Here is a 24,325-nt window from a genome sequence, read left to right as displayed (position 1 = left end):
AACTGTGGGTCATTATCATTGCTCCCTTGGTTTTTATGTTGTCACCGTGCCCCCGGACGACATCAATTAAAGCGGAATAGTGCCACTCAACAACCTATTCGCTTTAATCAGGCTCGATAATGGCAGTGTTCAGATAACAAGACTCCCAGCACCGGCAGTTATTCAGCGAGAGAGGTACCCTCTCCCGCCTTCGCTGTCTATCAATACGCGCCGTCGCGCTTAAGCACTACGCCGACTGTCTTAAACAGGATCGCAATATCATTCCACAGCGACCAGTTTTTGACATACCACGAGTCGAAATAGACGCGTGTTTCGTAGTCAACGTCGTTACGACCGCTGACCTGCCACAATCCCGTCATGCCTGGCTTGGCCATCAGGTAGTAATCTACATCCCCGGCATAACGGCAGAGTTCATCTTCAATCACCGGACGTGGCCCCACAAGGCTCATGTCGCCACGTACCACGTTCCACAGCTGCGGCAGCTCATCCAGACTGGTTTTACGGATGAAATGGCCAACTTTGGTAATACGCGGATCGTTCTTCAGTTTGAAATCTTTATCCCACTCCGCTCGCGCAACCGGATCGGTGCGCAGCACCTCTTCCAGCACTTCTTTGGAGTTGATCACCATTGAGCGAAACTTCAGGCATTTAAATTTACGTCCGTTCATACCGACACGTTCGTGACCGTAAATCGGCGGTCCGCCATCGCGGCCAACCATAAAACCGAGTACCAGCAGCGCCGGCGACAGCGCCACAATAATGCCGAGTGCACCGACGATGTCGAACGTGCGCTTGAGGAAACGCGAGGTGCGCTTCGCCAGGTTGTTGTTCACGCGCAGGATCATGACTTCGTGGCTGAAGATATAGGCCATGTCCGTTCCGTAGAGCGGTACACCACGCAGCGTCGGAATAACGGATACCGAACGGCAATTATGCATAGCCAGGTTTTTCAGCCAGAGGTCGCGATACTGACTCTGTTCAGACTCAACCGCAACGATAAACTGCGTTTCGCTGTTGGTTAACTGCCAGAGCTCAGCTTCGTTATGCAGTACCGGTACGCCGGAAATGCTGGCCTGCGGGCAGCTGCCATCAACATCAAAGAAGGCGATAACGTCAAAGCCCATCACCTCTTCACTCTGCAGCGCCTGCCAGGCTTCCTGTGCGTTACGGCTGCTGCCAATGATGATGGTCTGCTTTTTCCACATACCGAAATGGTTCAGTACACGCTTGGAGACGGCACGCGCAACCGGGATCAGGATCAGCGCCAGAATCCAGGTCAGTACCCAGACAAAACGCGACATCTGCCACTGCGATAATGCAGAAATAGACAAATCGATGACCGAGAAAATAAACACGGTACGAAATATCTCTTTCAGCTCAAACCAGAATGGCTTGCGGTAGGTGTAATGGCGCAGACGCACCCAGAACCAGCCCGTACAGATAATTGACAGACAGATGTGAGTAGCAATTTTTAAATTGAGATCTTTTTCAGAGATATCAGCCAGTGGCGAGTCAGATAATGAATTAATCAGGGCGAGTGCAATAAACAACGCCGCGTTAAAACAAATTAAATCCGAGCACGCCAGTAAAAATTTGGTCAGAAGACTTTTATATGTAAATTCGTTATCGCGCATATTTAACTCTTTTATTTTATTTCCCTAATCCCTAACGCTACAGGCCTGTGTAATAAATGAGCGATACTCAGTCGGAGCCTGTTGAGCAAACTGCGGCGAACTCCCCGGTATTTAGGTCAATTCTCTATTGATTTTCGACAGAAAATTGTGATAAATACCAACGGATTAGTCTGAGTTCCATTGCCGCTACACCAGACAGTTCATTTCCTGTTTACGCCAGTTCAGGCACGCTACCGCCCCTGGCTGTCGCTGCCAATACCGCCTGCTCATCCTGTTTTGCGCTTTTTTAACCATTTTCCCAGGATAACTCCTGGCCGGATCGCGCAGGTTCACAATTCACAACTTTAAAATGCATAACCCTGCGCTATTAACCAGATTGGCGCGGACATTTACTGACACGTTGCTATACTAGTTATTACTGGCTTGTTTACAAGTAGGGCCCGTGCCCCCTGTGCTATTTTAGGAAAAAGACTACCAGCCATTAGTAATGACGCCACATCTGCCGCGCAATCAGCGGTGAAAATTCAGAATTATTCGGATATACGATTGATAAAATGTAAGCGGTAATCCTGCTCAATCGGCATAACAATTAATTATGCGTAGCGTCCCTTCTCCTGCATTCTTAATCCATACAGTTTGCTTATTTTGTCTGCTGCGGCCCGAGCATTTCCCTGGCCAGCGTGCAGAACCTTATACCAGCAGGCCCGGCAGCGTTTTTCCGGTTTCCGGCCATTCGCTGTCATCAGATAAACCCCATTTTGAGACATTACGCTGACACGAGTATGCGGACGTGAATCGGCGATCCGCCGATCCGGGCGGGGTTAGTCACGCTAATCATTCAGCAGCGGGCACCGGACATTAATCGCCTGTGTTTATTGCCATTCTGGTTGAAAAGCTGCCGCGACCGGACGCGCGTGACGTGTCTGATGCTGGCGCTACCAAGCCGCGCCGGGCTGCTGGCCTCGCTCTCGTGGCCGGTGACGCTGCTACCGCCCCTGCTGACGGTCTGACCGCGCACGCGACCTGCTGCGCTTACCGGACGGTACTGTCCTGCTCTGCAAAGCAACCACTGAACTGATTGTGCGGCGGGAAGGTGGTGATAACGAGAGCGGTCAAAATAAGAACGGCGCTAAATTCTGGCCGGTGATGCAGGTGGTCGATCTGCTGTATCAGTCGCCACACGGTGATTCAGCTGGTCTGCGCACACCGATCCGTCAGGCGCACACGCATTTTGCCTTTATTGTGGATGAGTCTGGATCAGCTTAAGGGATCGTGACGCTGAGGGACGGGGTAAAGGCTAACGTGCCCTCCGGGCGCCCTCAATGGCGCCCCTGCGGTGTTCTGCAGGGGGCGCATTTCTGTCACCGGTCAGCCTCAGGGCTTTTTCGTGGACGGATGGCGATCAAGCCACTGGTTAAGGCGCGACTTCGCCTCGCTCTGCAGCTGCTGACGCACAACATCATCTATCGGCAACGAATACTGCAGCTTATCCCAGCGGCCATACATACGCAGCGGAACAGGCTGCTGATTGAGCACTTTCGCCAGACGCTCATCCCCTTTCCAGCCGCGCAGCATCATATTGATGGTGACATCCAGCTGCTGCTGCACAATATCGACCGTTCCGTGCGTCTGTAGCGCCAGCTGGTTGCCGCCACCCTGCAGATCGGTAAACGCAACGTTGCCCTGCTGCAGACTGATACGCCCTGACAGCTGCTGGATGCCCTGATTATCAGGCTGATCGTTCGTTACCTGATTACTGGCGCGCGCAACGGCCCGGCGTACCATCTGTTGCAGATTAAGCTGCGTGAGCTGCAGATTGGTGGCCTCAATATCCGCACTACCCTGCCAGTTCTGCTTCGCCTCTTTTACGCTCAGCCCTGCCCCGCTCACCTTACCCTGCAGTGATAACGTTCCCTCAAGTGCAGCAGGCAGCGCCAGCGCTTTCAGCAGAGGGGCGATGGCGATATTTTCCAGTTCAGGCTGAAACGCAGCCCGGGTAACCGGCTGACGAATATCAATTTGTCCCGGCAGCGAAAAATGTCCGTCACCCAGCCTGCCCTGCAGCCGGGTGAGCGTCATCAGCCCCTGCTGGTTGCTGGCGTCGATCTGCAGGTTACTGAGCGTCAGCCCGCGCCACTGGCTCTGGTCCGCTTTCAGGGCAAGCTGCAGATCGAGCGTATTGAGCGGTGAATCGGCGTTATTGCGGAGGAGAGGTTCCGCAATCACCGGCGGCTGCACCGGCGCAGCCTGCGCGGTCCCGCTATCGCTGCTGACGGGCGCGCTAACGGCAAGGTTATCAATATTCAGCGAGGTTGCATGCAGCGCAAGGCGCAGCTGCTGCGGCATCGCAATACGCCCTTCGGCACTGCCCTGCAGCGTACTGTCGTTCGCGGTAAGCTGCATATCGGCCAGGGAGAACCGCTGTTTATCAACGTTCCAGATCGCTTTTCCGCTCAGCGCGCCCTTGATCCCCTGCACCGGCAGATTCGCGCCGTCCAGCGCATAATCAAGCTGCGCCAGCGTGCCGCTGAGCTGATGCGGATAACGTGAGACATCCATCTCGCCCTGCAGCGCGACGCTGAGGTTGCGCTGATTACGTGACAGGCGCGTGCTCAGTTCAATGTGATTCTGTTTGCGGCTGTCCTGATCCAGACTCAGATTAAGATTGCGGAAGTTATACTCATCCCCGCCCGGCTGCTGCCAGATAAGCAGGCTGTCGGCCACGCGCAGTTTCGCGATCGCCAGGCTCCAGCTCTGTGAGGCGGCTAATGCCGGTTCGCTGTCGCCGGGACCGACGGGAGCCCCGCCGGGTTTCTGCGGCGCACTCTCCGGCGTGGCGCGAATAATCGCGTTTTTCAGCATCACCTGGCTGACACTGAGCTGATGCGTGAGCAGCGGCCAGAGATCGACATCCAGCCGCATGTTTTCGGCGGTCACCAGCGGCTGGCTGGCACCGGGTGCGGTGAGGCTCATGCGCCCGGAAAGAATGCTGAGCTGAGGCCAGACGTGCCAGCGCAAGTCGCTGCCTGTGACCAGCTGATAACCACTGCGCTGCTCTACCTGTTTTACCATGTAGGCACGAAAATCGTTGGGATTAACCAGTAGCACCAGTGCGGCCATCCCTGCCACCACTACCACTAACAGGATGGCCAGCGTGGTTATCAATCTTCTCATTGCATCCTCAATGTGATGACCCGCGCCTCGTCAGCCCTGCCCGGGCGCGGGTACAGCGATTAATCTTTATCAATACGGCTGGCGTCAGCACCCTGCTGACCGCGATATTTTGCATCTTCACGCCGGTTATAAGGACGTGCGGCCGGACCCGATAGCGGCTCAAAGCTCAGCGCCCCAATCAGCATACCGGGACGCAGCGCCAGCGGCAGCTTGCCGGAGTTATAAAACTCCAGCACGATACGCCCCTGCCAGCCAGGATCGATGCGGTGCGCCGTAACGTGAACCATTAACCCTAGTCGCGCCAGGGAAGAACGTCCATCCAGCCAGCCAACCAGATCGTCCGGAATGGTCACCGACTCCAGCGTGACCGCCAGCGCCAGCTCACCCGGATGCAGGAAAAACGCTTCACCTTCCGGTAACACAATCTCGTCACTCATTACCCGATCCAGCGCGGCGCTGACCGCGTGCTTGGGTCCGCTCAGGTCGATAAAGGCGGCTGTGTGACCGCTGAACGTACGAAATCCGTTACCCAGCCGAACATCTACCGTGGCGCCGTTAATGCGTTCCACCGGGGGACGCGGCTCAATGGCCAGCTTGCCGCTGTCGAGCCAGGCTTCAATATCGCGATCGCATAATCTCATCGCAGTAACTCCCTAATTAAGTGTAGCGAAAGGCCGTCAGCACGGTGACAGCCCTGACGCATTCGATCCATGCCGAAGCAGCGTATCAAAGATACTGATTAATTTTCGCTTTGAGAATATCGATAGCGATACGGTTTTTACCGCCGCGCGGCACAATAATGTCGGCGTACTGTTTGGAAGGCTCAATAAACTGCAGGAACATCGGACGGACCGTTTTCTGATACTGATTCATGACGGAATCCATGGAGCGACCACGTTCATTCACGTCGCGCTTCATGCGGCGCATCAGACAGATATCCAGTGGCGTGTCGACAAAAATAGAGAAGTTCATCTCCTGACGCAGACGCGCGTCAGTCAGCAGCAGAATGCCCTCAAGGATAATCACCTTTTTGGGCTTCAGATGAATGCTTTCGCTGGTACGGGTATGTTCAACATAGCTGTAAACCGGCAGATCGATATCCTGTCCTGACTTGATCGCACGCAGATGCTGCAGCAGCAGATCGTGATCCATCGCGCTCGGATGGTCATAGTTGGTTTTTACCCTCTCTTCCATGGTGAGGTGGCTTTGATCTTTATAGTAGGCATCTTCGGGGATCACACCGATATGCTCGTCACCGACCTGGTCACGGATTTCACGAAAGAGCGTGCTGGCAATAAGGCTTTTTCCGGATGCAGATGCACCTGCGATGCCAACGATCACGCACTGATGGGACTTGTCAGTCATACTTTTTTAAGACCTGATAACTGGGAGCACGCCTCTGCCGAAGCAGCAACGGGCCAAATGAGAGGGTTTGGTGGCGGCAATTATAGGTATTTCGCTGGTTTGACGCCAGAGTAAATGCGGCATCGCCTTTTTTCAGAAAATCTCCTTTTGGCAGGCAGCCGCTGAACCGATAGACTGTCAGGCTGCCCGCACCCGGTTGGTGTGGGTCGCCCGTTAGCCCTGCAAGGAAAAATATGAGCTGGAGAACACTGACCTATTTTGGCGACAGTATGCTGCTGATCCCCACCGCGGTGATCATCGCCCTGGTGCTGCCGTGGAAAAGCAACAGCCGGCGTACCGTCTGGTACTGGCTGCTGGCGTTTGGTCTCGCCGGTCTGCTGGTCAGCCTGTCTAAAATTATGTTTCTCGGCTTTGGCATTGGCAGCGCACGCTTTAATTTCACCGGCTTCAGCGGGCACAGCGCCATGTCATCCACGCTCTGGCCGGTGATGATGTGGCTGATTTCCGGGCGCTGGTCCACCTTCTGGCGCGCCGTAACCATCGCCATCGGCTACGCCATCCCGCTGATGGTCGGTTTCTCCCGCCTGGTTATTCACGCACACTCCGTCAGCGAAGTGCTGGCAGGCCTGCTGCTTGGCTTTACCCTGAGCAGCGCGTTTCTCATCAGCCAGCGCCGCACCGTACTCAAAGGCTTCAGCGCGCTTCAGGTCGGCGTCGCCTTTCTGGTACCGCTGCTGCTGATGGGGCACGGGCGCGTCGCCACCACGCAGCAGTTCCTTGAGCGCCTGTCGGTAAAGCTCGCCGGACTGGAAAAACCGTTTAAGCGTGCCGACCTTTTTCGCTGACAGCATCGTGACTTAAACCAATTCGGCGTAAAGATCCTGTCTGAATGTGCTAGCATGCTGAGCAGAAATTGACTGGCGTATTTTCCCCATACCGGGTTGCGCGCTGCTGGACTGGTACATGATTGTTAAGATAGTCACCGCGCAGGATACATCGCCAGGCCGCTGGCTGACTGCCGTCAGACTGAGCATACTGGCTTTTCTGCTTACGCTGTTTTGTCTGGAACTGATTGTGGTCAGCGGGCGTATTTCGCCGCTGTGGTATTCAACGGCGCTGATGACCGGCGTTATTTTCCGCGCGCCGCTGAAGCATATTCCGCTGCTGCTGGCTGGCTGTGTCGCGGGCACGACGCTGGCGAATCTGCTCATTATTGGCCCTGCGCTCAGCAATGTTAAATTTGCCATTCTGAACCTGATACAAGCGCTGCTGGCAGGCGGGATGCTGCGTCTGCTGCTGAATCGGCGTGCGCCACTTAATGCCCTGCCCGACTGGATCCGCTTTGCCCTGTGCGCCGGTGTGCTGGCCCCTCTGCTGGGCGGACTGATTGCGCTCTGGCTGCTGCAGGTGGATAAGCAGGCGCTGCTGCCCTTTTTAACGACCTGGGTGATTTCGGAAGTGATCGGCGTGCTGGCTTTTGGTCCGGTGGTACTGCTGTGGCCCGATAAGCCGCTGCGAGAGCTGATCGCCCCGGGCCGTCAGCTGGAGACCCTGCTGACGCTGCTGGTTACCCTGCTCGCCAGCTATCTCTCTCTGCGCTTTCTGCCGTGGCCCTTTACCTTTATCGTGGTGATCCTGTTTTGGTGCGCGGTCCGGCTGCCAAAATTTGAAGCGTTCCTGCTCTGTTTTATTAATGCCAGTTTCATCTCGCTACTGCTGGCGCTGGACTGGGTCAATCCGGTACAAACCGGCGCGTCACCCGGCCTGGTTTCAGCCTGGCTGCCCTTTCTGCTGGTGCTGCTGCCCAGCCATATCATGGCGCTGGTGATGGACGCATTCCGGCGCGAGAAAAATCATATTACCGAGAGCGAAACGCGCTTCCGCAACGCGATGGAGTACTCTGCTATCGGTATGGCGCTGGTCGGCATCAACGGTAAATGGCAGCAGGTTAACCAGTCCCTTTGCCGTACGCTGGGTTATCGCGCGTATGAACTGACGCAGCTGACCTTTCAGGAGATCACCCATCCGGACGATCTGCACAGCGATCTGCAGCTAATGGAGCGTCTGCTGGCGGGCGATCTAATGTCCTACACCTTTGAAAAACGCTATTTCCGCAAAGATGGCGAGATTGTCTGGTCGCGTCTGACCGTCTCTATGGTGCGTGACGCGCAGCAGCAGCCGCTCTATTTTATCGCGCAGATTGTCGATATTTCCGAACTGCGTCAGAGCGAACAGCGGAACCGCCAGCTAATGGAGCGCATTACGCTGGCCAACGAAGCGGGCGGCATCGGCGTGTGGGAGTGGAACCTGAAAACCGGGGAGATGCTCTGGGACAAGCGCATGTATGAGCTGTTTGCGCTGGAGCCGGAGCAGAAACCCACGTATGACCTCTGGCTGCATCTGGTCGATCCGGCCGAGCGGGAAAGCCTGGCGCTGACTGTGCAGCAGGCCATTGAGCGCCGCTCGGCGTTTCATCTTGAGTATCGTCTCAACCTGCCGCACGGCGTACAGTTTATCCGCTCAGAAGCCAATCGTATTCTGAGTCAGGATGGGCAGATCGAGCGCATGCTCGGTATCTGTCAGGATATCACCTCACTGCGTACGCTTAACGAAGCGCTGTTCCAGGAAAAAGAGCGTATGGCGATCACCCTGGATTCGATTGGCGAAGCGGTGATCAGCACCGATGATGAGATGTGCGTGACCTTTATGAACCCGGTCGCTGAGAGCCTGAGCGGCTGGCCGCAGGAACAGGCGGCGGGCATGCCGCTCAGCGAGCTGCTGAATATCACGCGCGGCGCTGATGGCCCGCGTATTGAGAATCTGCTGCTCTGCACGTTACCGGATGAAAAAGTTTCTCCGACGCTGGATGAAGGGCTGGTGCTGCATACGCTGGCAGGCGCGCAGATTGAGATCCACTACAGCATTACCCCGCTGAAAACCCTGGCGGGCAGCACCATTGGTGCCGTGATGGTCATTCAGGATGTCAGCGAGTCGCGCCAGATCATGAAGCGTCTGAGCTATAGCGCGTCACACGATATGCTGACGCAGCTGCCCAACCGATCCAGTTTTGAGGATCAGCTGAAACGGCTGGTCAATGATGCGGCCGTCACCGGCACGCCGCATGTGCTGGTGTTTATCGACCTGGATAAATTTAAAGCAGTCAACGATACCGCAGGGCATGCGGCGGGTGATGCACTGCTGCGTGAGCTGGCGGTGCTGATGCAGCAGCAGCTGCGCAGCAGTGATATGCTGGCGCGCCTCGGTGGCGATGAGTTTGGCATCCTGCTGCCGCACTGCGAGGTCGACCACATCCGCGATCTGGTACAGAGCATTGTGGATGTTGTGAATGACTATACATTTTACTGGAAAACACACCCTTACCATGTGGGTGCCAGCGCCGGCATCACACAGATTGATGCGCGCAACTGCCTCAGCAATGTGGTGATGTCGCAGGCCGATGTCGCCTGTTACAGCGCTAAACATGCCGGACGCGGTCAGTATCAGGTTTATCAGGATGCAGAGAGGTAAAGCAGCGCACTGCATATTGCCAGCATGACCAGCCTGCGCTAAAGTCGCCCCCTTTTTTTCTGGCATGGGGCATAAGATGTATATCGGTTTTGACTACGGCACAGCGAACTGCGCTATCGCAGTAAGCGATAACGGCACGCCGCGGATGCTGGCGCTGGAAAATGACCAGCCGCTGCTGCCCTCAATGATTTGCGCCCCCGTACGCGAGGCGATTAGCGAATGGCTGCATCGCCACCATCAGGTGCCCACGCCGGCGAGCGAAAGCACCGCCCTGCTGCAGCGTGCACTGCGCTATAACCGCGAAGAAGATATCGAGATAACGCCTGGCAGCGTGCAGTTCGGGCTGACCGCGCTGCAGCAATATATGGTGGAGCCGGAAGATGTCTGGTTCGTCAAATCACCGAAATCCTTTTTAGGTGCCTCTGGCCTGAAGCCGCAGCAAATCGCCTTTTTTGAAGATCTGGTGTGCGCCATGATGCTGCATATCCGCCAGCAGGGTGAGGCGCAGCTCGGGCAGCAGATTGACCAGGCGGTTATCGGTCGCCCGGTGAACTTTCAGGGGCTGGGCGGTGACGATGCTAACCAGCAGGCGCAGGGTATTCTGCTGCGCGCGGCACAGCGGGCCGGCTTTCGTGACGTCGAGTTTCAGTTTGAGCCGGTCGCAGCCGGGCTGGACTTTGAAGCCACGCTGGACAGAGAGACGCGCGTGCTGGTGGTCGATATCGGCGGCGGCACCACCGACTGCTCCATGCTGCTGATGGGGCCAGAGTGGCGCCAGAAAGCTGACCGTCACGCCAGCCTGCTGGGCCATAGCGGCTGTCGCGTCGGCGGTAACGATCTCGACATTATGCTGGCGTTTAAAACGCTGATGCCGCTGCTGGGCCTGGGTGGCAGCACCCGCAAGGGCACGGCGCTCCCCGCCCTGCCGTGGTGGAACGCCGTCGCAATCAACGACGTTCCGGCGCAAAGCGAATTCTATTCTGCGGCCTGCGGTAAGCTGCTGCAGGATCTGGTGCGGGATGCAGAAGCGGGAAACAGCGTGGCGCATCTGCTCAAAGTGTGGCAGCAGAAGCTAAGCTACCGGCTGGTACGCGCGGCTGAAGAGAGCAAAATTGCGCTCTCAGCACAGGCGGAAACGGATGCGTCGCTGGCGTTTATTGCACAGTCACTGCAGGCAGAGATCAGCGCGACGCAGCTGGAAGAGGCGATCAGTCAGCCGCTGGAGCGGATGCTGGAACAGGTACAGCTGGCGCTGGCCACCAGCGAGACCCGCCCGGATGTGATCTATCTCACTGGCGGCAGCGCACGCTCGCCGGTGCTGCGTGCCGCGCTGCAGCAGGCGCTGCCTGACACCCCGATTGCCGGCGGCGATGACTTTGGCTCGGTAACCGCCGGACTGGCGCGCTGGGCAGAAGTGATGTTCCGCTAGTCAGTCGTAAGAGGAGGTGCAGCCTGTGCGCCTCCTCTTAGCCTGTCAGAAGTTGATATTGGCTGAGATACCGCCGACAAAGGCGTCTTTCACCTCTCCGACCGCGCCCGGTGCCACGACATACTGCAGGTTAGGTCGCAGCTGCAGCCACTTCGCCAGCTGCGCATTGTAATAAATCTCATAGTTGTATTCCGAGCCCGCCTGCAGCGGCAGATAGGCCGGGCTGTCGAAGCGCGTTTCGCCGCTGGCCGCATTCTGCTGGCGCAGGGCGCGGCTGTAAGCGCTGTTAACGTGAATACGCGCGACGCCGGCACCTATCTCATCCTGCGGACGCGCATCGAACGGCCCCTTCCAGGTAAAACTGATGGACTGATAATTATCGGTTTTCGACGTCTTACGATCGTTCATGACCGCCTGCACCGTTATCCCGAGCCCGCGGCTGGCGTCCCCGCCCTGCGCGGTCAGCTGCTGCTGCAGCAGCAGGTAGCCGCCATACGCGTGATCCTGACGCTGATAGCCCCCTTCACGCCAGCTGCCGTAATTATCTCCGTTTACCGAGGAGTAGTAATAGCCAAGGCGATAGTTACCCGGCAGACCCGCTGCGCCCAGGGTCGGTTTCCAGCCCAGCTCGACCGGCACCAGATTGCCTTCTGAATGACGGGTATCCAGACGGAAACCGTCGCCGCGATCGTAGTTGGCGCGATTCTGGTTGTAAAAGCCGACCTGGAAGAAGAGATCGGGCGTGATGTTCGCTTTCAGGCGTCCGCCCCACTGTGAAACCGGCCAGTTGAACCAGCGATCGCCGCGCCAGTTGCCTGCCTGCCCGCTGCCAAATGCAAGGTTCTGAAACTTGCTGTCAAGGCTGTCAAAATCTTCACCTACGGTGACCCGTCCGGCCTTGAGATTGACCCGGTTGTCAAACAGCCCTTTGCTCAGCCAGAACTGCGTCAGACGCCACGTCTGCCCGCGACCATAAACCTCCTGCACGGAGGAGAGCATGCCGGTGCGGCGATCGGCTACCTGATCAGAAATATTGCGCCCGTCGCGATTAGTCACCGTTACCTGGAACTGCGCATCCTGCCAGTCGAGCAGTTTCTGCAGATCGAGATTCGCGCCAAATGCCCACTGATCGCTGTAGCGCATAGAGGTGTGACTGTCAGCCCCGCCACCGAGGTTGGCGGCGCTCTCCATGGTGTAATTAACGTCAAACTTCACGCCCTCATTTTCCAGCTGCGCGCGGCTACCGTTCCAGTCGCCCAGCATCCAGGGTGAATCGTAGCTGAACGCATCTGCCGCGATGGCGCCAGAGCTGAACATAGCCAGCATCAGCGTGCCCGCAACCAGGCGTGGCAGCGGACGCAAAGCAAAAATTGTTTTCATCGTTGTTATCTTCTGCAAGTTATAAGGGAAAATCGCGCAGAGGATAGTGCCGGGCAGCTGCAGGGTTTTGCAGTTTCGTGTGGATTTCGATCTGTACTGACAGTGGATTATCGCATTTGTGATGAAGATCTAAGATTTAAACATTTAAAACGTGACGGTGACTATTGATTGCTCTGCATCAATGTATGGGGTGCCGCAGCACCCCGGCCGGGATCAGACGCGGCTGGCGCGCGCCAGCTCCTCAATTTCCTGTTTGCTCAGCTCCAGCTGAGTGGCTTTGACCAGTTCATCCAGCTGCGACAGCGAGGTTGCGCTGACAATCGGTGCGGTGATGCCGGGACGCGCAATCAGCCACGCCAGCGCCACCTGCGTGGCTAAGGCATCGTGTGAAGCGGCGATATCTTCCAGCGCCTCAATAATGCGACTGCCGCGCTCATTAAGATATTTTTCCACTATCGCCTGCCCGCGCGGGCTTTTGCTGGCATCCTGCGGCTTTTTGTACTTACCGCTGAGAAAGCCGCTTGCCAGTGAGTAGTAGTTGATCACGCCAAGCCCGTTTTTCACTGCCACCTGCTCCAGGCCGTTCTCATACCCTTCGCGATCGTAAAGGTTATATTCCGGCTGCAGCGTTTCATAGCGAGCCAGCCCTTCTTTGCTGCTGACATCCAGCGCCTCCTGCAGGCGCGCTGCGGAGTAGTTTGAAGCACCGATGGCCCGCACTTTGCCCTCTTTGATCAGGGAGTCGAACGCTTTCAGGGTATCCACCAGCGGTGTCTGCTCATCATCGCGATGCGCCTGATAAAGATCGATCACATCCGTCTGCAGCCGGCGCAGCGAATCCTCTACCGCCTGACGAATGTAAGCGGGCTTCAGTCCGGTTTTTTCCGGCGACAGCTCCATGCCGACTTTGGTCGCCAGCACGATCCGATCGCGCTTGCCGCTCTGCTTCAGCCACTTGCCGATAATGGTTTCCGACTCCCCTCCCTGATTGCCCGGGACCCAGCGGGAATAGACATCCGCGGTATCGATAAAAAACAGGCCGTGTTCGACCAGCGCATCCAGCAGTGAAAACGAGGTCTTTTCATCGACCGTCCAGCCAAAAACATTGCCACCAAACGTCAGGCGCGGAACGGTAATACCACTGTCGCCCAGCTGGCGGGTTGCAGGTTGTTTCATTGCGCTCTCCCTGGTTAAACAAGATAGGTTTGTCTTTAAGCGTAGCAAATGAAAAAGTCGCAGCAGGGTCTATTCATGCCAGAATAGTGTCAGCATTGGGGATCCTTTACGCCGCGCTGAGCAGATATTCTTAATTCCTTCAATTTTCGCCTGGCGCAGGCGGCTACACTTATTTTCGTTTGCGCTGCCCGGATGTCGGGCAGGCATATCAGGAAGACGACATGGCTGGAGAGCACGCAGAGTAATGAAGAGTCGAACCAAAACGGGTCTGTTAGTTCTTATTGCGCTGGCGGTAGCGGCCGGCGGTTATTACGCCTGGCATTCGCGCGCCACGCCATCACAGACGGCACCGGCTAACGAGAAGCGTGGCGCAGCAAACCGGCCAGCTACGCCGGTACAGGCCGCAGCCGCCGTGCTGCAAAGCGTGCCTTACTACCTGAATGGCCTCGGCACCGTCACCGCTGCAAATACGGTCACGGTGCGCAGTCGCGTTGAGGGTCAGCTGATGGCGCTGCATTTTACCGAGGGTGAACAGGTTGCTGCCGGCACGCTGCTGGCTGAGATCGATCCGCGGCCGTATCAGGTTGCGCTTACGCAGGCGCAGGGCCAGCTCGCCCGCGATCAGGCCACGCTGGCAAACGCCCGTCGCGATCTCAGCCGGTACGAAAAGCTGGCGAAAACATCACTGGTATCACAACAGGATCTTGATACCCAGCGGGCGCTGGTCAGTGAAACGCTGGGTACCCTTAAAGCGGATGAAGGCAACGTCGCAAGCGCGCAGCTTAATCTGACTTACAGCCGCATTACCGCGCCGATTGCCGGACGTGTCGGGTTACGCAAGGTCGACACCGGCAACTATATTAGCGCCGGCGATACTGACGGCCTGGTGGTGATCACCCAGACGCATCCGATTGATGTGGTATTCAGCGTGGCTGAGAGCAATATCAGCCAGATCCTGAAAGCGCAGAAAAGCGGTCAGCCGCTGGTGGTGGAGGCCTGGGATCGCAGCAACACCACGCTGCTGACGCAGGGCACGCTGCTGAGCCTGGATAACCAGATCGATACCACTACCGGTACCATTAAGCTAAAGGCACGCTTCAGCAATGAAGATGACACCCTGTTTCCCAACCAGTTTGTTAACGCACGTCTGAAAGCTGATACGCTGCAGAACGCCGTGACTATTCCGACCGCCGCGCTGCAGATGAGCAATGAGGGTCACTTTGTCTGGGTGGTGAACAGCGAGAACAAGGTAAGTAAGAAACGCGTCACCGCCGGACTGCAGGATAGCCAGAAAGTGGTGATCAGTGCCGGACTGGAGGCGGGCGAGCGCGTCATCACCGACGGCATCGATCGCCTCACTGACGGCGCGACGGTAGACGTTGTGGCACCGCAGAGTACGGCGACAGAGACCACGCATGCCGCGCAGCCAGCACGGGGAGAGCGTCAATAATGCAGGTGCTGCCTCCTGACGCTGGCGGCGGGCCGTCACGTCAGTTTATTTTACGCCCGGTGGCCACCACGCTGCTGATGATTGCGATTCTGCTGGCTGGCCTGCTTGGCTACCGCTTTCTGCCGGTTTCAGCGCTGCCGGAAGTGGACTACCCCACTATTCAGGTTGTCACGCTTTACCCCGGCGCCAGTCCGGATGTGATCACCTCGTCGATTACTGCCCCGCTGGAGCGTCAGTTCGGGCAGATGTCCGGGCTGAAACAGATGGCGTCACAAAGTTCCGGCGGCGCCTCGGTGATCACGCTGCAGTTTCAGCTGTCGCTGGCGCTGGATGTGGCGGAGCAGGAAGTTCAGGCGGCGATTAACTCCGCCACTAACCTGCTGCCTGACGATCTGCCTAATCCGCCCGCGTACAGTAAGGTGAACCCCGCCGATCCGCCGATCATGACGCTGGCGGTCACCACAACCAGCCTGCCGCTGACGCAGGTGCAGGATATGGTTGAAACGCGCGTGGCGCAGAAAATTGCTCAGGTCTCCGGCGTGGGCCTGGTCACGCTGTCCGGCGGACAGCGTCCGGCGGTCCGGGTAAAAATGAATGCGCAGGCGCTGGCGGCGTTAGGACTGACCAGCGAAGATGTGCGCACCGCTATCCGTAATGCCAACGTTAACTCCGCGAAAGGCAGCCTTGATGGCCCGTCACGATCTGTCACGCTGTCAGCAAACGATCAGATGACATCGGCAGAAGATTACCGCCGCCTGATTATCAGCTACAGCAACGACGCACCGGTGCGGCTGGGGGACGTTGCAACCATAGAATCGGGCGCAGAGAACAGCTGGCTGGGAGCCTGGGCTAACCGCCAGCAGGCGATAGTGCTTAACGTGCAGCGGCAGCCCGGTGCCAATATTATCGACACCGCCGATAACATCCGGGCGCTGCTGCCGTCACTGACCGCCACGCTGCCTAAATCGGTCGACATGAAACTGCTGACCGATCGCACAACAAACATACGCGCCTCGGTATCTGATACGCAGCATGAACTGATGCTGGCCATGGCGCTGGTCGTCATGATCATCTACCTGTTTCTGCGTAATATCCCGGCCACGATCATTCCTGCCGTGGCGGTCCCGCTCTCACTGATTGGTACGTTTGCCGCCATCTATTTTATGGGCTTCTCGATCAACAACCTCACGCTGATGGCACTGACCATCGCCACCGGCTTTGTGGTGGATGATGCTATTGTGGTGATCGAGAATATTTCACGCTATATCGAGAAAGGTGAGAAACCGCTGACTGCCGCGCTGAAAGGCGCGGGAGAGATCGGCTTTACCATTATTTCGCTCACCTTCTCGCTGATTGCGGTGCTGATCCCGCTGCTGTTTATGGGCGATGTAATTGGCCGGCTGTTTCGTGAATTTGCCGTCACGCTGGCCATTGCCATTCTGATCTCAGCCGTGGTGTCACTGACGCTGACGCCGATGATGTGCGCACGCATGCTGAGCGCAGAGTCGCTGCGCCGGCAAAACCGCTTCTCCCGCGCCAGCGAGGCGCTGTTTGAGCGGGTCATTGCCGGTTACGGACGTGCACTGACGCGTGTGCTGCGGCATCCGTGGCTGACGCTCAGCGTGGCGCTTGGCACGCTGCTGATGACGGTACTGCTGTGGATCATGATCCCGAAAGGCTTCTTCCCGCAGCAGGATAACGGCATTATTCAGGGCACCCTGCAGGCGCCGCAGTCGGTCTCTTACGCCAGTATGGCGCAGCGCACGCGTGATGTGGCCTCCGTGGTGATGAAGGATCCGGCGGTTGAAAGCCTGACCTCTTTTGTCGGGGTGGACGGCACCAACCCTGCGCTTAACAGTGCCCGGCTGCAAATTAACCTTAAGCCGCTGGATGAGCGCGACGACCGCATTCCGGTGGTGCAGGCGCGGCTGCAGCAGGCGGTGGCGCAGATCCCGGGGGTCTCACTCTGGCTGCAACCGGTGCAGGATCTCACCATTGAGACGCAGAGCAGCCGTACCCCTTATCAGTTTACGCTGCAGTCTGGCTCGCTTGACGCTCTGAGCAGCTGGGTACCCGCCCTGCTCAGCCAGCTGGCTGAGGCCCCCCAGCTGCGCAATGTCAGCAGCGACTGGCAGGATCAGGGGCTGGAGGCGTATGTGCGCGTTGATCGCGACAGCGCCAGCCGGCTCGGGATATCCATGGCTGATGTCGATAATGCGCTGTATAACGCGTTTGGTCAGCGGCTGATCTCAACGATTTACACGCAGGCAAACCAGTATCGTGTGGTGCTGGAGCAGGATAATGCACAGACGCCGGGGCTTTTGAGCCTGGAGGGTGTGCGGCTCAAAAGCCCCGGCGGCAGCGTGCCGCTCAGCGCTATCGCCAGCACAGAAGAGCGGCATACCGCTCTCAGCATCAATCACCTCGATCAGTTCCCGTCCGCGACGTTCTCTTTTGACGTAGCCGACGGCTATTCGCTGGAGGAGGCGCTGCAGGCCATTACCGCAGCAGAAGGGGCGCTGGGTATGCCGTCGGATATTGTCACGCAGTTCCAGGGCAGTACGCTGGCGTTTGAAGCGGCGCTGAGCAGCACCGTCTGGCTGATTGTGGCTGCCGTGGTCGCAATGTATATCGTCCTGGGCGTGCTGTATGAGAGTTTTATCCATCCGATCACTATTCTCTCTACCCTGCCCACTGCGGGCGTGGGGGCACTGCTGGCGCTGATGCTGAGCGGCAACGAACTCGATATTATCGCCATTATCGGCATCATCCTGTTGATCGGTATTGTGAAGAAAAACGCCATTATGATGATTGACTTTGCGCTGGCAGCAGAGCGTGAACAGGGCATGGCGCCGCGTGACGCGATCTATCAGGCCTGCCTGCTGCGCTTCCGCCCGATCCTGATGACCACGCTGGCGGCGCTGCTGGGCGCGCTGCCGCTGATGCTCAGTACCGGCGTCGGGGCCGAGCTGCGGCATCCGCTCGGTATCGCCATGGTGGGCGGCCTGATCCTCAGCCAGATCCTGACGCTGTTTACCACGCCGGTCATCTATCTGCTGTTTGACCGGCTGGCGCACGCTACCCGCCGGCGCTTCAGCCGTCCGGAGGCGCAGTCGTGAGGTTTTTTGCCCTCTTCATTCATCGTCCGGTCGCCACCATCCTGCTGACGCTGGCGATTGCGCTGGCGGGGATGCTCGGCTTTCGTCTGCTGCCGGTTGCCCCGCTGCCCCAGCTCGACTTTCCGGTGATTATGGTGTCGGCGTCGCTGCCGGGTGCGTCGCCGGAAACCATGGCCGCCTCGGTGGCCACGCCGCTGGAGCGCTCGCTGGGACGCATCGCCGGCGTGAGCGAGATGACCTCCACGAACTCACTGGGCAGCACGCGCATCATTCTGGTGTTTGATTTTGACCGCGATATTAATGGTGCCGCGCGCGATGTGCAGGCGGCGATTAATGCGGCGCAGAGCCTGCTGCCGTCGGGTATGCCGAGCCGGCCTTCTTATCGAAAAGCGAACCCCTCGGATGCGCCGATCATGATCCTGACAGTGACCTCGGACGACTATAATCCGGGTCAGCTCTATGATTACGCCTCGACGCAGCTGGCGCAAAAACTGTCGCAGATTGAGGGCGTCGGCGACGTCACGGTAGGCGGCAGTTCGCTGCCCGCCGTGCGCGTCGATCTCAATCCGCAGGCGCTGTTTAATCAGGGGGTATCGCTGGATGCGGTGCGCAGCGCCATCAGTAACGCCAATCAGCGAAGACCACAGGGCGCAATCGACGATCGCCAGCAGCGCTGGCAGCTGCGTACCAATGATGAACTGCAGAGCGCCAGCGCCTATCAGCCGCTGGTGGTGCACTATAACAACGGTGCGGCGGTCCGGCTCAGCGATGTCGCCAGCGTGCAGGATTCGGTGCAGGATGTGCGCAACGCCGGAATGACCAACGGCAAGCCAGCGGTGCTGCTGGTGATCCGGAAGTCGCCGGACGCCAATATCATCGATACCGTGGATCGCATTCGCGCTGAACTGCCGGTGCTGCACGATTTCATCCCGGCGGCGATCGATCTGCAGATTGCCCAGGATCGCTCGCCAACTATTCGCGCCTCGCTGCATGAAGTGGAGCAGTCGCTGGTGATTGCCGTGGTGCTGGTGATTCTGGTGGTGTTTTTGTTCCTGCGCGACGGCCGGGCCACGCTTATTCCTGCCGCGGCGGTGCCGGTCTCACTGATTGGCACCTTTGCTGCCATGTATCTGTGCGGCTTCAGTCTTAACAACCTGTCGCTGATGGCGCTGACTATCGCCACCGGGTTTGTGGTGGATGATGCGATTGTGGTGCTGGAGAATATTGCCCGGCACGTGGAGGCTGGTATGAAGCCGCTGCAGGCGGCGCTGACCGGCGTCCGTGAAGTCGGCTTCACCGTGCTGTCGATGAGCCTGTCCCTGATTGCGGTGTTTTTGCCGCTGCTGATGATTGGCGGCATTATCGGACGCTTCTTTTCGGAGTTTGCCATTACGCTGTCGGTGGCGATCCTGATCTCGCTCTTTATCTCCGTCACGCTGACGCCGATGATGTGCGCATATCTGCTGAAGCCGCAACCGGCGCAGCCTGCTGCCCCGGGGCTGTTCAGCCGGCTGCTGCAGCGGACGCAGGACGGCTATGCGCGCTCGCTGCGCCGGGTGCTGCAACACGCTATCTGGGTGCTGCTGCTGCTCGGCGGCACGGTAGCGATGACCGTCTGGCTGTTTATTACCATTCCCAAAACCTTTATGCCGGAACAGGATACCGGTCGTCTGAGCGGCTTTTTGTCTGCCGATCAGAGCATCTCATTTCAGGCGATGCGCGGTAAGCTGGAAGATTTTATGAATATCATCAAAATGGATCCGGCGGTGGATAATGTCACTGGCTTTATCGGCGGTCTGGGCACCAACAGCGGCCTGATGTTTATCGCGCTGAAACCCCTCACTGAGCGCAGCGAAAGCGCTCAGCAGGTGATCGCCCGTCTGCGTACTAAACTGGCCAAAGAGCCGGGTGCCAGCCTCTATCTGAACGCCGTGCAGGATATTCGCGTCGGCGGGCGCGAGTCGAACGCCAGCTATCAGTACAGCCTGCTGTCGGATAACCTCGCCGACTTGCGTGAATGGGAACCCAAAATTCGCAAAGCCTTCTCTGCCCTGCCGCAGCTCGCTGATGTTAACTCCGATCAGCAGGATAAAGGCAGCGAAATGGCCATCACCTACGATCGCGAAAGCATGGCGCGCCTGGGCATAGACGTTTCAGCCGCCAATGATCTGCTGAACAACGCCTTTGGCCAGCGCCAGATCTCAACCATCTATCAGCCGCTGAATCAGTATAAAGTGGTGATGGAGGTGGATCCGCGCTATACCCAGGATATCAGCGCGCTCGACCAGATGTTTGTGGTCAGCAGCGACGGTAAAGCGATCCCGCTGAGCGGCTTTGCCCGCTGGCAGCCCGCTAACGCACCGCTGTCCGTCAACCATGAGGGGCTTTCTGCGGCGACAACCATTTCGTTTAATTTGCCGGAAGGCGTTTCACTGTCGCAGGCCTCTGCGGCGATCGATCGCACCATGACGGCTCTGGGGGTGCCCTCCAGCGTGCGCGGCAGCTTTGCCGGTACCGCGCAGGTGTTTCAGCAGTCGCAGTCCAGCCAGCTGTGGCTGATGCTGGCGGCCATTGCGGCGGTCTATATCGTGCTGGGTATTCTGTATGAGAGCTATGTACACCCGCTGACGATTCTGTCGACGCTGCCGTCGGCCGGAACCGGCGCGCTGCTGGCGCTGAAGCTGTTTGATACGCCGTTCAGTCTGATTGCGCTGATTGGTATTTTGCTGCTGATAGGCATTGTGAAAAAGAACGCCATCATGATGGTCGATTTTGCGCTGGAGGCGGAACGCCGGCAGCAGCTGAGTCCGCGTGAAGCGATTTTTCAGGCGTGTCAGCTGCGTTTTCGTCCGATTCTGATGACCACGCTGGCCGCGCTGTTTGGTGCGCTGCCGCTGGTGCTGACCAGCGGTGACGGGGCCGAGCTGCGGCAACCGCTGGGCATCACCATCGCCGGTGGCCTGGTGGTAAGCCAGCTGCTGACACTCTACACCACGCCGGTGGTCTATCTGCTGATGGATAAATTACGCCGCCGCAGAGCAGTTACGGAGCCGGCAGCCACCCGGATGCCGTAGGGGGCGCATTTATGCGCCCCTGGCAACCGAACGCACATGAATCCAGGGCGCCATTAATGGCGCCCCTACGCGGACGATTGCGGCATTAATGCGCCCCTGGCAAACAACGCGCACGAAACCCAGGGCGCCATTAGTGGCGCCCCTGCAGGGGCGGATAATGCATTGATGCGCCCGGATAAACGAACGTGCCCTTACGCTGGAGGAGAGAAGATGAATACACCTGCCACCACGGTACGCTGGCAGCTCTGGATTGTGGCGTTTGGCTTCTTTATGCAGACGCTGGATACCACCATTGTCAACACCGCGCTGCCCTCTATGGCACAGGATCTCGGCGTCAGCCCGCTGCATATGCATTCCGTTATCGTCTCTTACGTTCTGACGGTTGCGGTGATGCTGCCGCTGAGCGGCTGGCTGGCTGATCGCTTTGGCGTGCGTAACATCTTTTTCAGCGCGATTGTGCTGTTCAGCGTCGGATCGCTGTTTTGCGCGCTGGCTGCCACGCTTAACCAGCTGGTCCTGGCGCGCGTGGTACAGGGCATCGGCGGCGCAATGATGGTGCCAGTGGGCCGCTTAACGGTCATGAAAATTGTGCCGCGCGAGCAATATATGTCCGCCATGACCTTTGTCACCCTGCCGGGACAGATTGGCCCGCTGCTCGGCCCGGCACTCGGCGGCGTACTGGTTGAATACGCCAGCTGGCACTGGATTTTTCTCATCAATATCCCGGTCGGGATTATTGGTGCTATCGCCACGCTGATGCTGATGCCTAACTACACCATGCAGACGCGCCGGTTTGACTTTGCCGGCTTTCTGCTGCTGGCGGCTGGCATGGCGGCGCTGACGCTGGCGCTGGATGGCGGCGGCAGCGGCGCACTGCTGCCCGGCCTCCTGATCCTCACCGGTGTACTGTCGCTGCTGTTCTATCTGATGCACGGCCGCCATAATGACAACGCGCTGTTCAGCCTGCGGCTGTTTGATAACCGTCTCTATTCGATTGGTCTGCTCGGCAGCTTTACCGGGCGCATCGGCAGCGGCATGCTGCCGTTTATGACGCCGGTGTTTCTGCAGGTAGGTCTTGGTTTCACGCCGTTTCACGCCGGGCTGATGATGATCCCGATGGTGCTGGGAAATATGGGCATCAAGCGTGTGGTGGTGCGCATCGTGAATCTGTTTGGCTACCGCCGCGCACTGGTCAGCAGCACGCTGGCGCTGGCAGGGGTCGTAGCGCTGTTTGCCGTGGTGGCGCTGGCCGGCTGGATCTGGCTCCTGCCGCTGGTATTGCTACTGCTCGGCATGGTCAATGCCCTGCGTTTTTCCGCCATGAATACCCTGACGCTGAAAGATCTGCCGGACGATCTCGCCTCCGGTGGCAACAGCTTGCTGTCGATGATCATGCAATTGTCGATGAGTATCGGCGTCACGCTCGCCGGTCTGCTGCTTGGTGCGTTTGGCCACCAGGCTGCCGCGGGCAGCGACATGGCGCAGCAGACCTTTGCCTGGACCTGGCTCTGTATGGTGGTGGTGATCGCCCTGCCGGCGCTGGTGTTCTGGCGGGTACCGGAAGCCCTCAGTAAAAATGTTGATCTCAGAACCAGGAGCAATAAGTGATTGCGCGTTTCCGGCCCGGCATCGGCGCCAAACTCTTTATGGCGATTTTTGGCACCTGCATGCTGGTCATTATTACTATGCACTGGGGAGTACGGCTCAGCTTTGAGCATGGCTTTGTTGATTACATTAAAAAGGGCAACGAACAGCGGCTGACGCTGCTGAGTGATGCGCTGGCGGATCAGTATGAGCAGCACGGCAGCTGGGATTTCCTGCGCCAGAACGATCGGCTTATCTTCACCATTCTGCGCTCGCTGGAGCAGAACCCTGGCAGCCACAATCCGCTGCCGCCGCACGGCTGGCGCACACAGTTCTGGATCATCGATCAGCAATATAAGGTGCTGTCAGGCCCGCGCGCACCAATTCCGCCAAAAGGAACACGGCGTAACATCACCACCAGCACCGGTAAAATTGTCGGCTGGGTGATTGCCTCGCCGGCGGAAAACCTGACGCGCAGCACCGATATCAATTTTGACCGGCAGCAGCGCCAGACCAACTGGATGATCGTCACGCTCTCTACCCTGCTGGCGGCGCTGGTGACCTGGCTGCTGGCTCGCGGCCTGCTGGCGCCGGTCAAACGGCTGGTAGAGGGCACGCATCAGCTGGCAGCGGGTAAATTTGCTACCCGGGTTAAGGTTGATAGCGGTGATGAAATTGGTCAGCTGGCGCGCGACTTTAATCAGCTGGCGCAGTCGCTGGAAAAAAATGAGAGTAATCGCCGCGCGTTCATGGCGGATATCTCCCATGAGCTGCGCACGCCGCTGGCGATCCTGCGTGGCGAGCTGGAGGCGATACAGGATGGCGTGCGGCAGGTCACGCCTGAGGCGATAAGTTCGCTGCAGAGCGAGGTGGTGGTACTGACCAAGCTGGTGGATGATCTGCATCAGCTGTCGCTCTCCGATGCGGGTGCCCTTGCCTACCGCAAACAGCCGCTGGATCTGGTTAACCTGCTGGAAGTGATCGCCGGCAGCTTTGCCGGACGCTATCGCACGCACCATCTGACGCTGCAGCTGCAGCTGCCTGCAGAAGCCAGCAGCTTTGGCGATCCTGACCGGCTGATGCAGTTGTTTACGAACCTGCTGGAAAACAGCCTGCGCTACACCCATCCCGGCGGCGACGTCCGCATTACCATGCGGCAGCAGGAGGATCAGTGGCTGCTCTGTATTGATGACAGCGCACCCGGCGTAGCGGCGGCGCAGCGCACGCAGCTGTTCGAGCGCTTTTTCCGTGCGGAAAATTCCCGCAATCGCGCCAGTGGAGGCTCCGGTCTGGGGCTGGCTATCTGTAAAAATATCGTCGAGGCGCACGGCGGTACGATTTCTGCAGAGCACTCTGATTTAGGTGGCGTACAAATCAGGCTAAACTTGCCCTATGTTCCCCAGTAGAAAGCC

15 protein-coding genes are annotated in these 24,325 nt (G+C 58.1%); 9 read left to right on the top strand and 6 right to left on the bottom strand.

The annotated features are described in order from the left end of the window. Window positions 1–200 precede the first annotated feature (200 nt). Window positions 201–1,634 (bottom strand): undecaprenyl-phosphate galactose phosphotransferase WbaP, encoded by a 1,434-nt coding sequence (wbaP, locus tag B3041_RS15185; protein WP_065648913.1) that lies wholly within the window; start codon window positions 1,632–1,634, stop codon window positions 201–203. 1,080 nt (window positions 1,635–2,714) lie between these two features. Between wbaP and B3041_RS15180 the strand changes: the two genes are divergently transcribed. Then, a complete protein-coding gene (locus tag B3041_RS15180; RefSeq protein ID WP_065648911.1) occupies window positions 2,715–2,900 on the top strand; it encodes a hypothetical protein in 186 nt (61 codons plus the stop codon). Window positions 2,901–3,008: 108 nt separating this feature from the next. Here the strand turns inward: B3041_RS15180 and asmA are convergent, their stop codons facing one another. From asmA to udk, 3 genes are all read right to left on the bottom strand, one after another. Next, window positions 3,009–4,808, bottom strand: a complete 1,800-nt coding sequence (gene asmA / locus B3041_RS15175; protein WP_292976464.1) for an outer membrane assembly protein AsmA — start codon at window positions 4,806–4,808, stop codon at window positions 3,009–3,011. Window positions 4,809–4,867: 59 nt separating this feature from the next. Next, complete coding sequence (dcd, locus tag B3041_RS15170; protein WP_065648909.1) at window positions 4,868–5,449, bottom strand: dCTP deaminase; 582 nt, start codon at window positions 5,447–5,449, stop codon at window positions 4,868–4,870. Between the two features lie 85 nt (window positions 5,450–5,534). Beyond that, the gene (gene udk, locus B3041_RS15165) at window positions 5,535–6,173 is read right to left on the bottom strand and encodes a uridine kinase (protein ID WP_039385396.1); all 639 of its coding nucleotides are present in this window, start codon (window positions 6,171–6,173) and stop codon (window positions 5,535–5,537) included. A gap of 233 nt (window positions 6,174–6,406) precedes the next feature. Between udk and B3041_RS15160 the strand changes: the two genes are divergently transcribed. The 3 genes from B3041_RS15160 to yegD all read left to right on the top strand — a co-directional run bounded on the left by B3041_RS15160 (window position 6,407) and on the right by yegD (window position 11,130). Next, window positions 6,407–7,018 carry a phosphatase PAP2 family protein gene (locus B3041_RS15160; protein WP_065648908.1) on the top strand — a complete coding sequence of 204 codons (612 nt, stop codon included), beginning with the start codon at window positions 6,407–6,409 and terminating at the stop codon, window positions 7,016–7,018. A 118-nt stretch (window positions 7,019–7,136) separates the two neighbouring features. Continuing rightward, a complete protein-coding gene (locus tag B3041_RS15155; protein ID WP_292976457.1) occupies window positions 7,137–9,701 on the top strand; it encodes a diguanylate cyclase in 2,565 nt (854 codons plus the stop codon). A gap of 76 nt (window positions 9,702–9,777) precedes the next feature. Continuing rightward, window positions 9,778–11,130, top strand: coding sequence for a molecular chaperone (yegD, locus tag B3041_RS15150; RefSeq protein ID WP_292976454.1), 1,353 nt, complete (start codon window positions 9,778–9,780; stop codon window positions 11,128–11,130). Window positions 11,131–11,175: 45 nt separating this feature from the next. Here the strand turns inward: yegD and B3041_RS15145 are convergent, their stop codons facing one another. Further along, window positions 11,176–12,510, bottom strand: a complete 1,335-nt coding sequence (locus B3041_RS15145; protein ID WP_065648905.1) for a carbohydrate porin — start codon at window positions 12,508–12,510, stop codon at window positions 11,176–11,178. A gap of 213 nt (window positions 12,511–12,723) precedes the next feature. After that, complete coding sequence (locus B3041_RS15140; protein ID WP_292976451.1) at window positions 12,724–13,686, bottom strand: aldo/keto reductase; 963 nt, start codon at window positions 13,684–13,686, stop codon at window positions 12,724–12,726. Window positions 13,687–13,930: 244 nt separating this feature from the next. Between B3041_RS15140 and B3041_RS15135 the strand changes: the two genes are divergently transcribed. From B3041_RS15135 to baeS, 5 genes are all read left to right on the top strand, one after another. Then, window positions 13,931–15,136: an MdtA/MuxA family multidrug efflux RND transporter periplasmic adaptor subunit gene (locus B3041_RS15135; protein WP_292976448.1), complete on the top strand. Its 1,206-nt coding sequence runs from the start codon at window positions 13,931–13,933 to the stop codon at window positions 15,134–15,136. Next, window positions 15,136–18,255, top strand: coding sequence for an MdtB/MuxB family multidrug efflux RND transporter permease subunit (locus B3041_RS15130; RefSeq protein ID WP_292976445.1), 3,120 nt, complete (start codon window positions 15,136–15,138; stop codon window positions 18,253–18,255). The genes B3041_RS15135 and B3041_RS15130 overlap by 1 nt, the downstream gene beginning before the upstream one ends. Continuing rightward, window positions 18,252–21,329 (top strand): multidrug efflux RND transporter permease subunit MdtC, encoded by a 3,078-nt coding sequence (gene mdtC, locus B3041_RS15125; protein ID WP_065648901.1) that lies wholly within the window; start codon window positions 18,252–18,254, stop codon window positions 21,327–21,329. Before B3041_RS15130 ends, mdtC begins: the two co-directional genes overlap by 4 nt. A gap of 210 nt (window positions 21,330–21,539) precedes the next feature. Then, window positions 21,540–22,937 carry a multidrug transporter subunit MdtD gene (gene mdtD, locus B3041_RS15120; RefSeq protein ID WP_292976441.1) on the top strand — a complete coding sequence of 466 codons (1,398 nt, stop codon included), beginning with the start codon at window positions 21,540–21,542 and terminating at the stop codon, window positions 22,935–22,937. Continuing rightward, window positions 22,934–24,319, top strand: coding sequence for a two-component system sensor histidine kinase BaeS (gene baeS, locus B3041_RS15115; RefSeq protein WP_292976438.1), 1,386 nt, complete (start codon window positions 22,934–22,936; stop codon window positions 24,317–24,319). Before mdtD ends, baeS begins: the two co-directional genes overlap by 4 nt. Window positions 24,320–24,325 lie beyond the last annotated feature (6 nt).

The organism is Pantoea sp. UBA4549, from assembly GCF_002387285.1.
GTDB classification, from domain to species: Bacteria; Pseudomonadota; Gammaproteobacteria; order Enterobacterales; family Enterobacteriaceae; genus Pantoea; species Pantoea borealis.
This window is presented reverse-complemented; position numbering and strand designations above follow the sequence as displayed.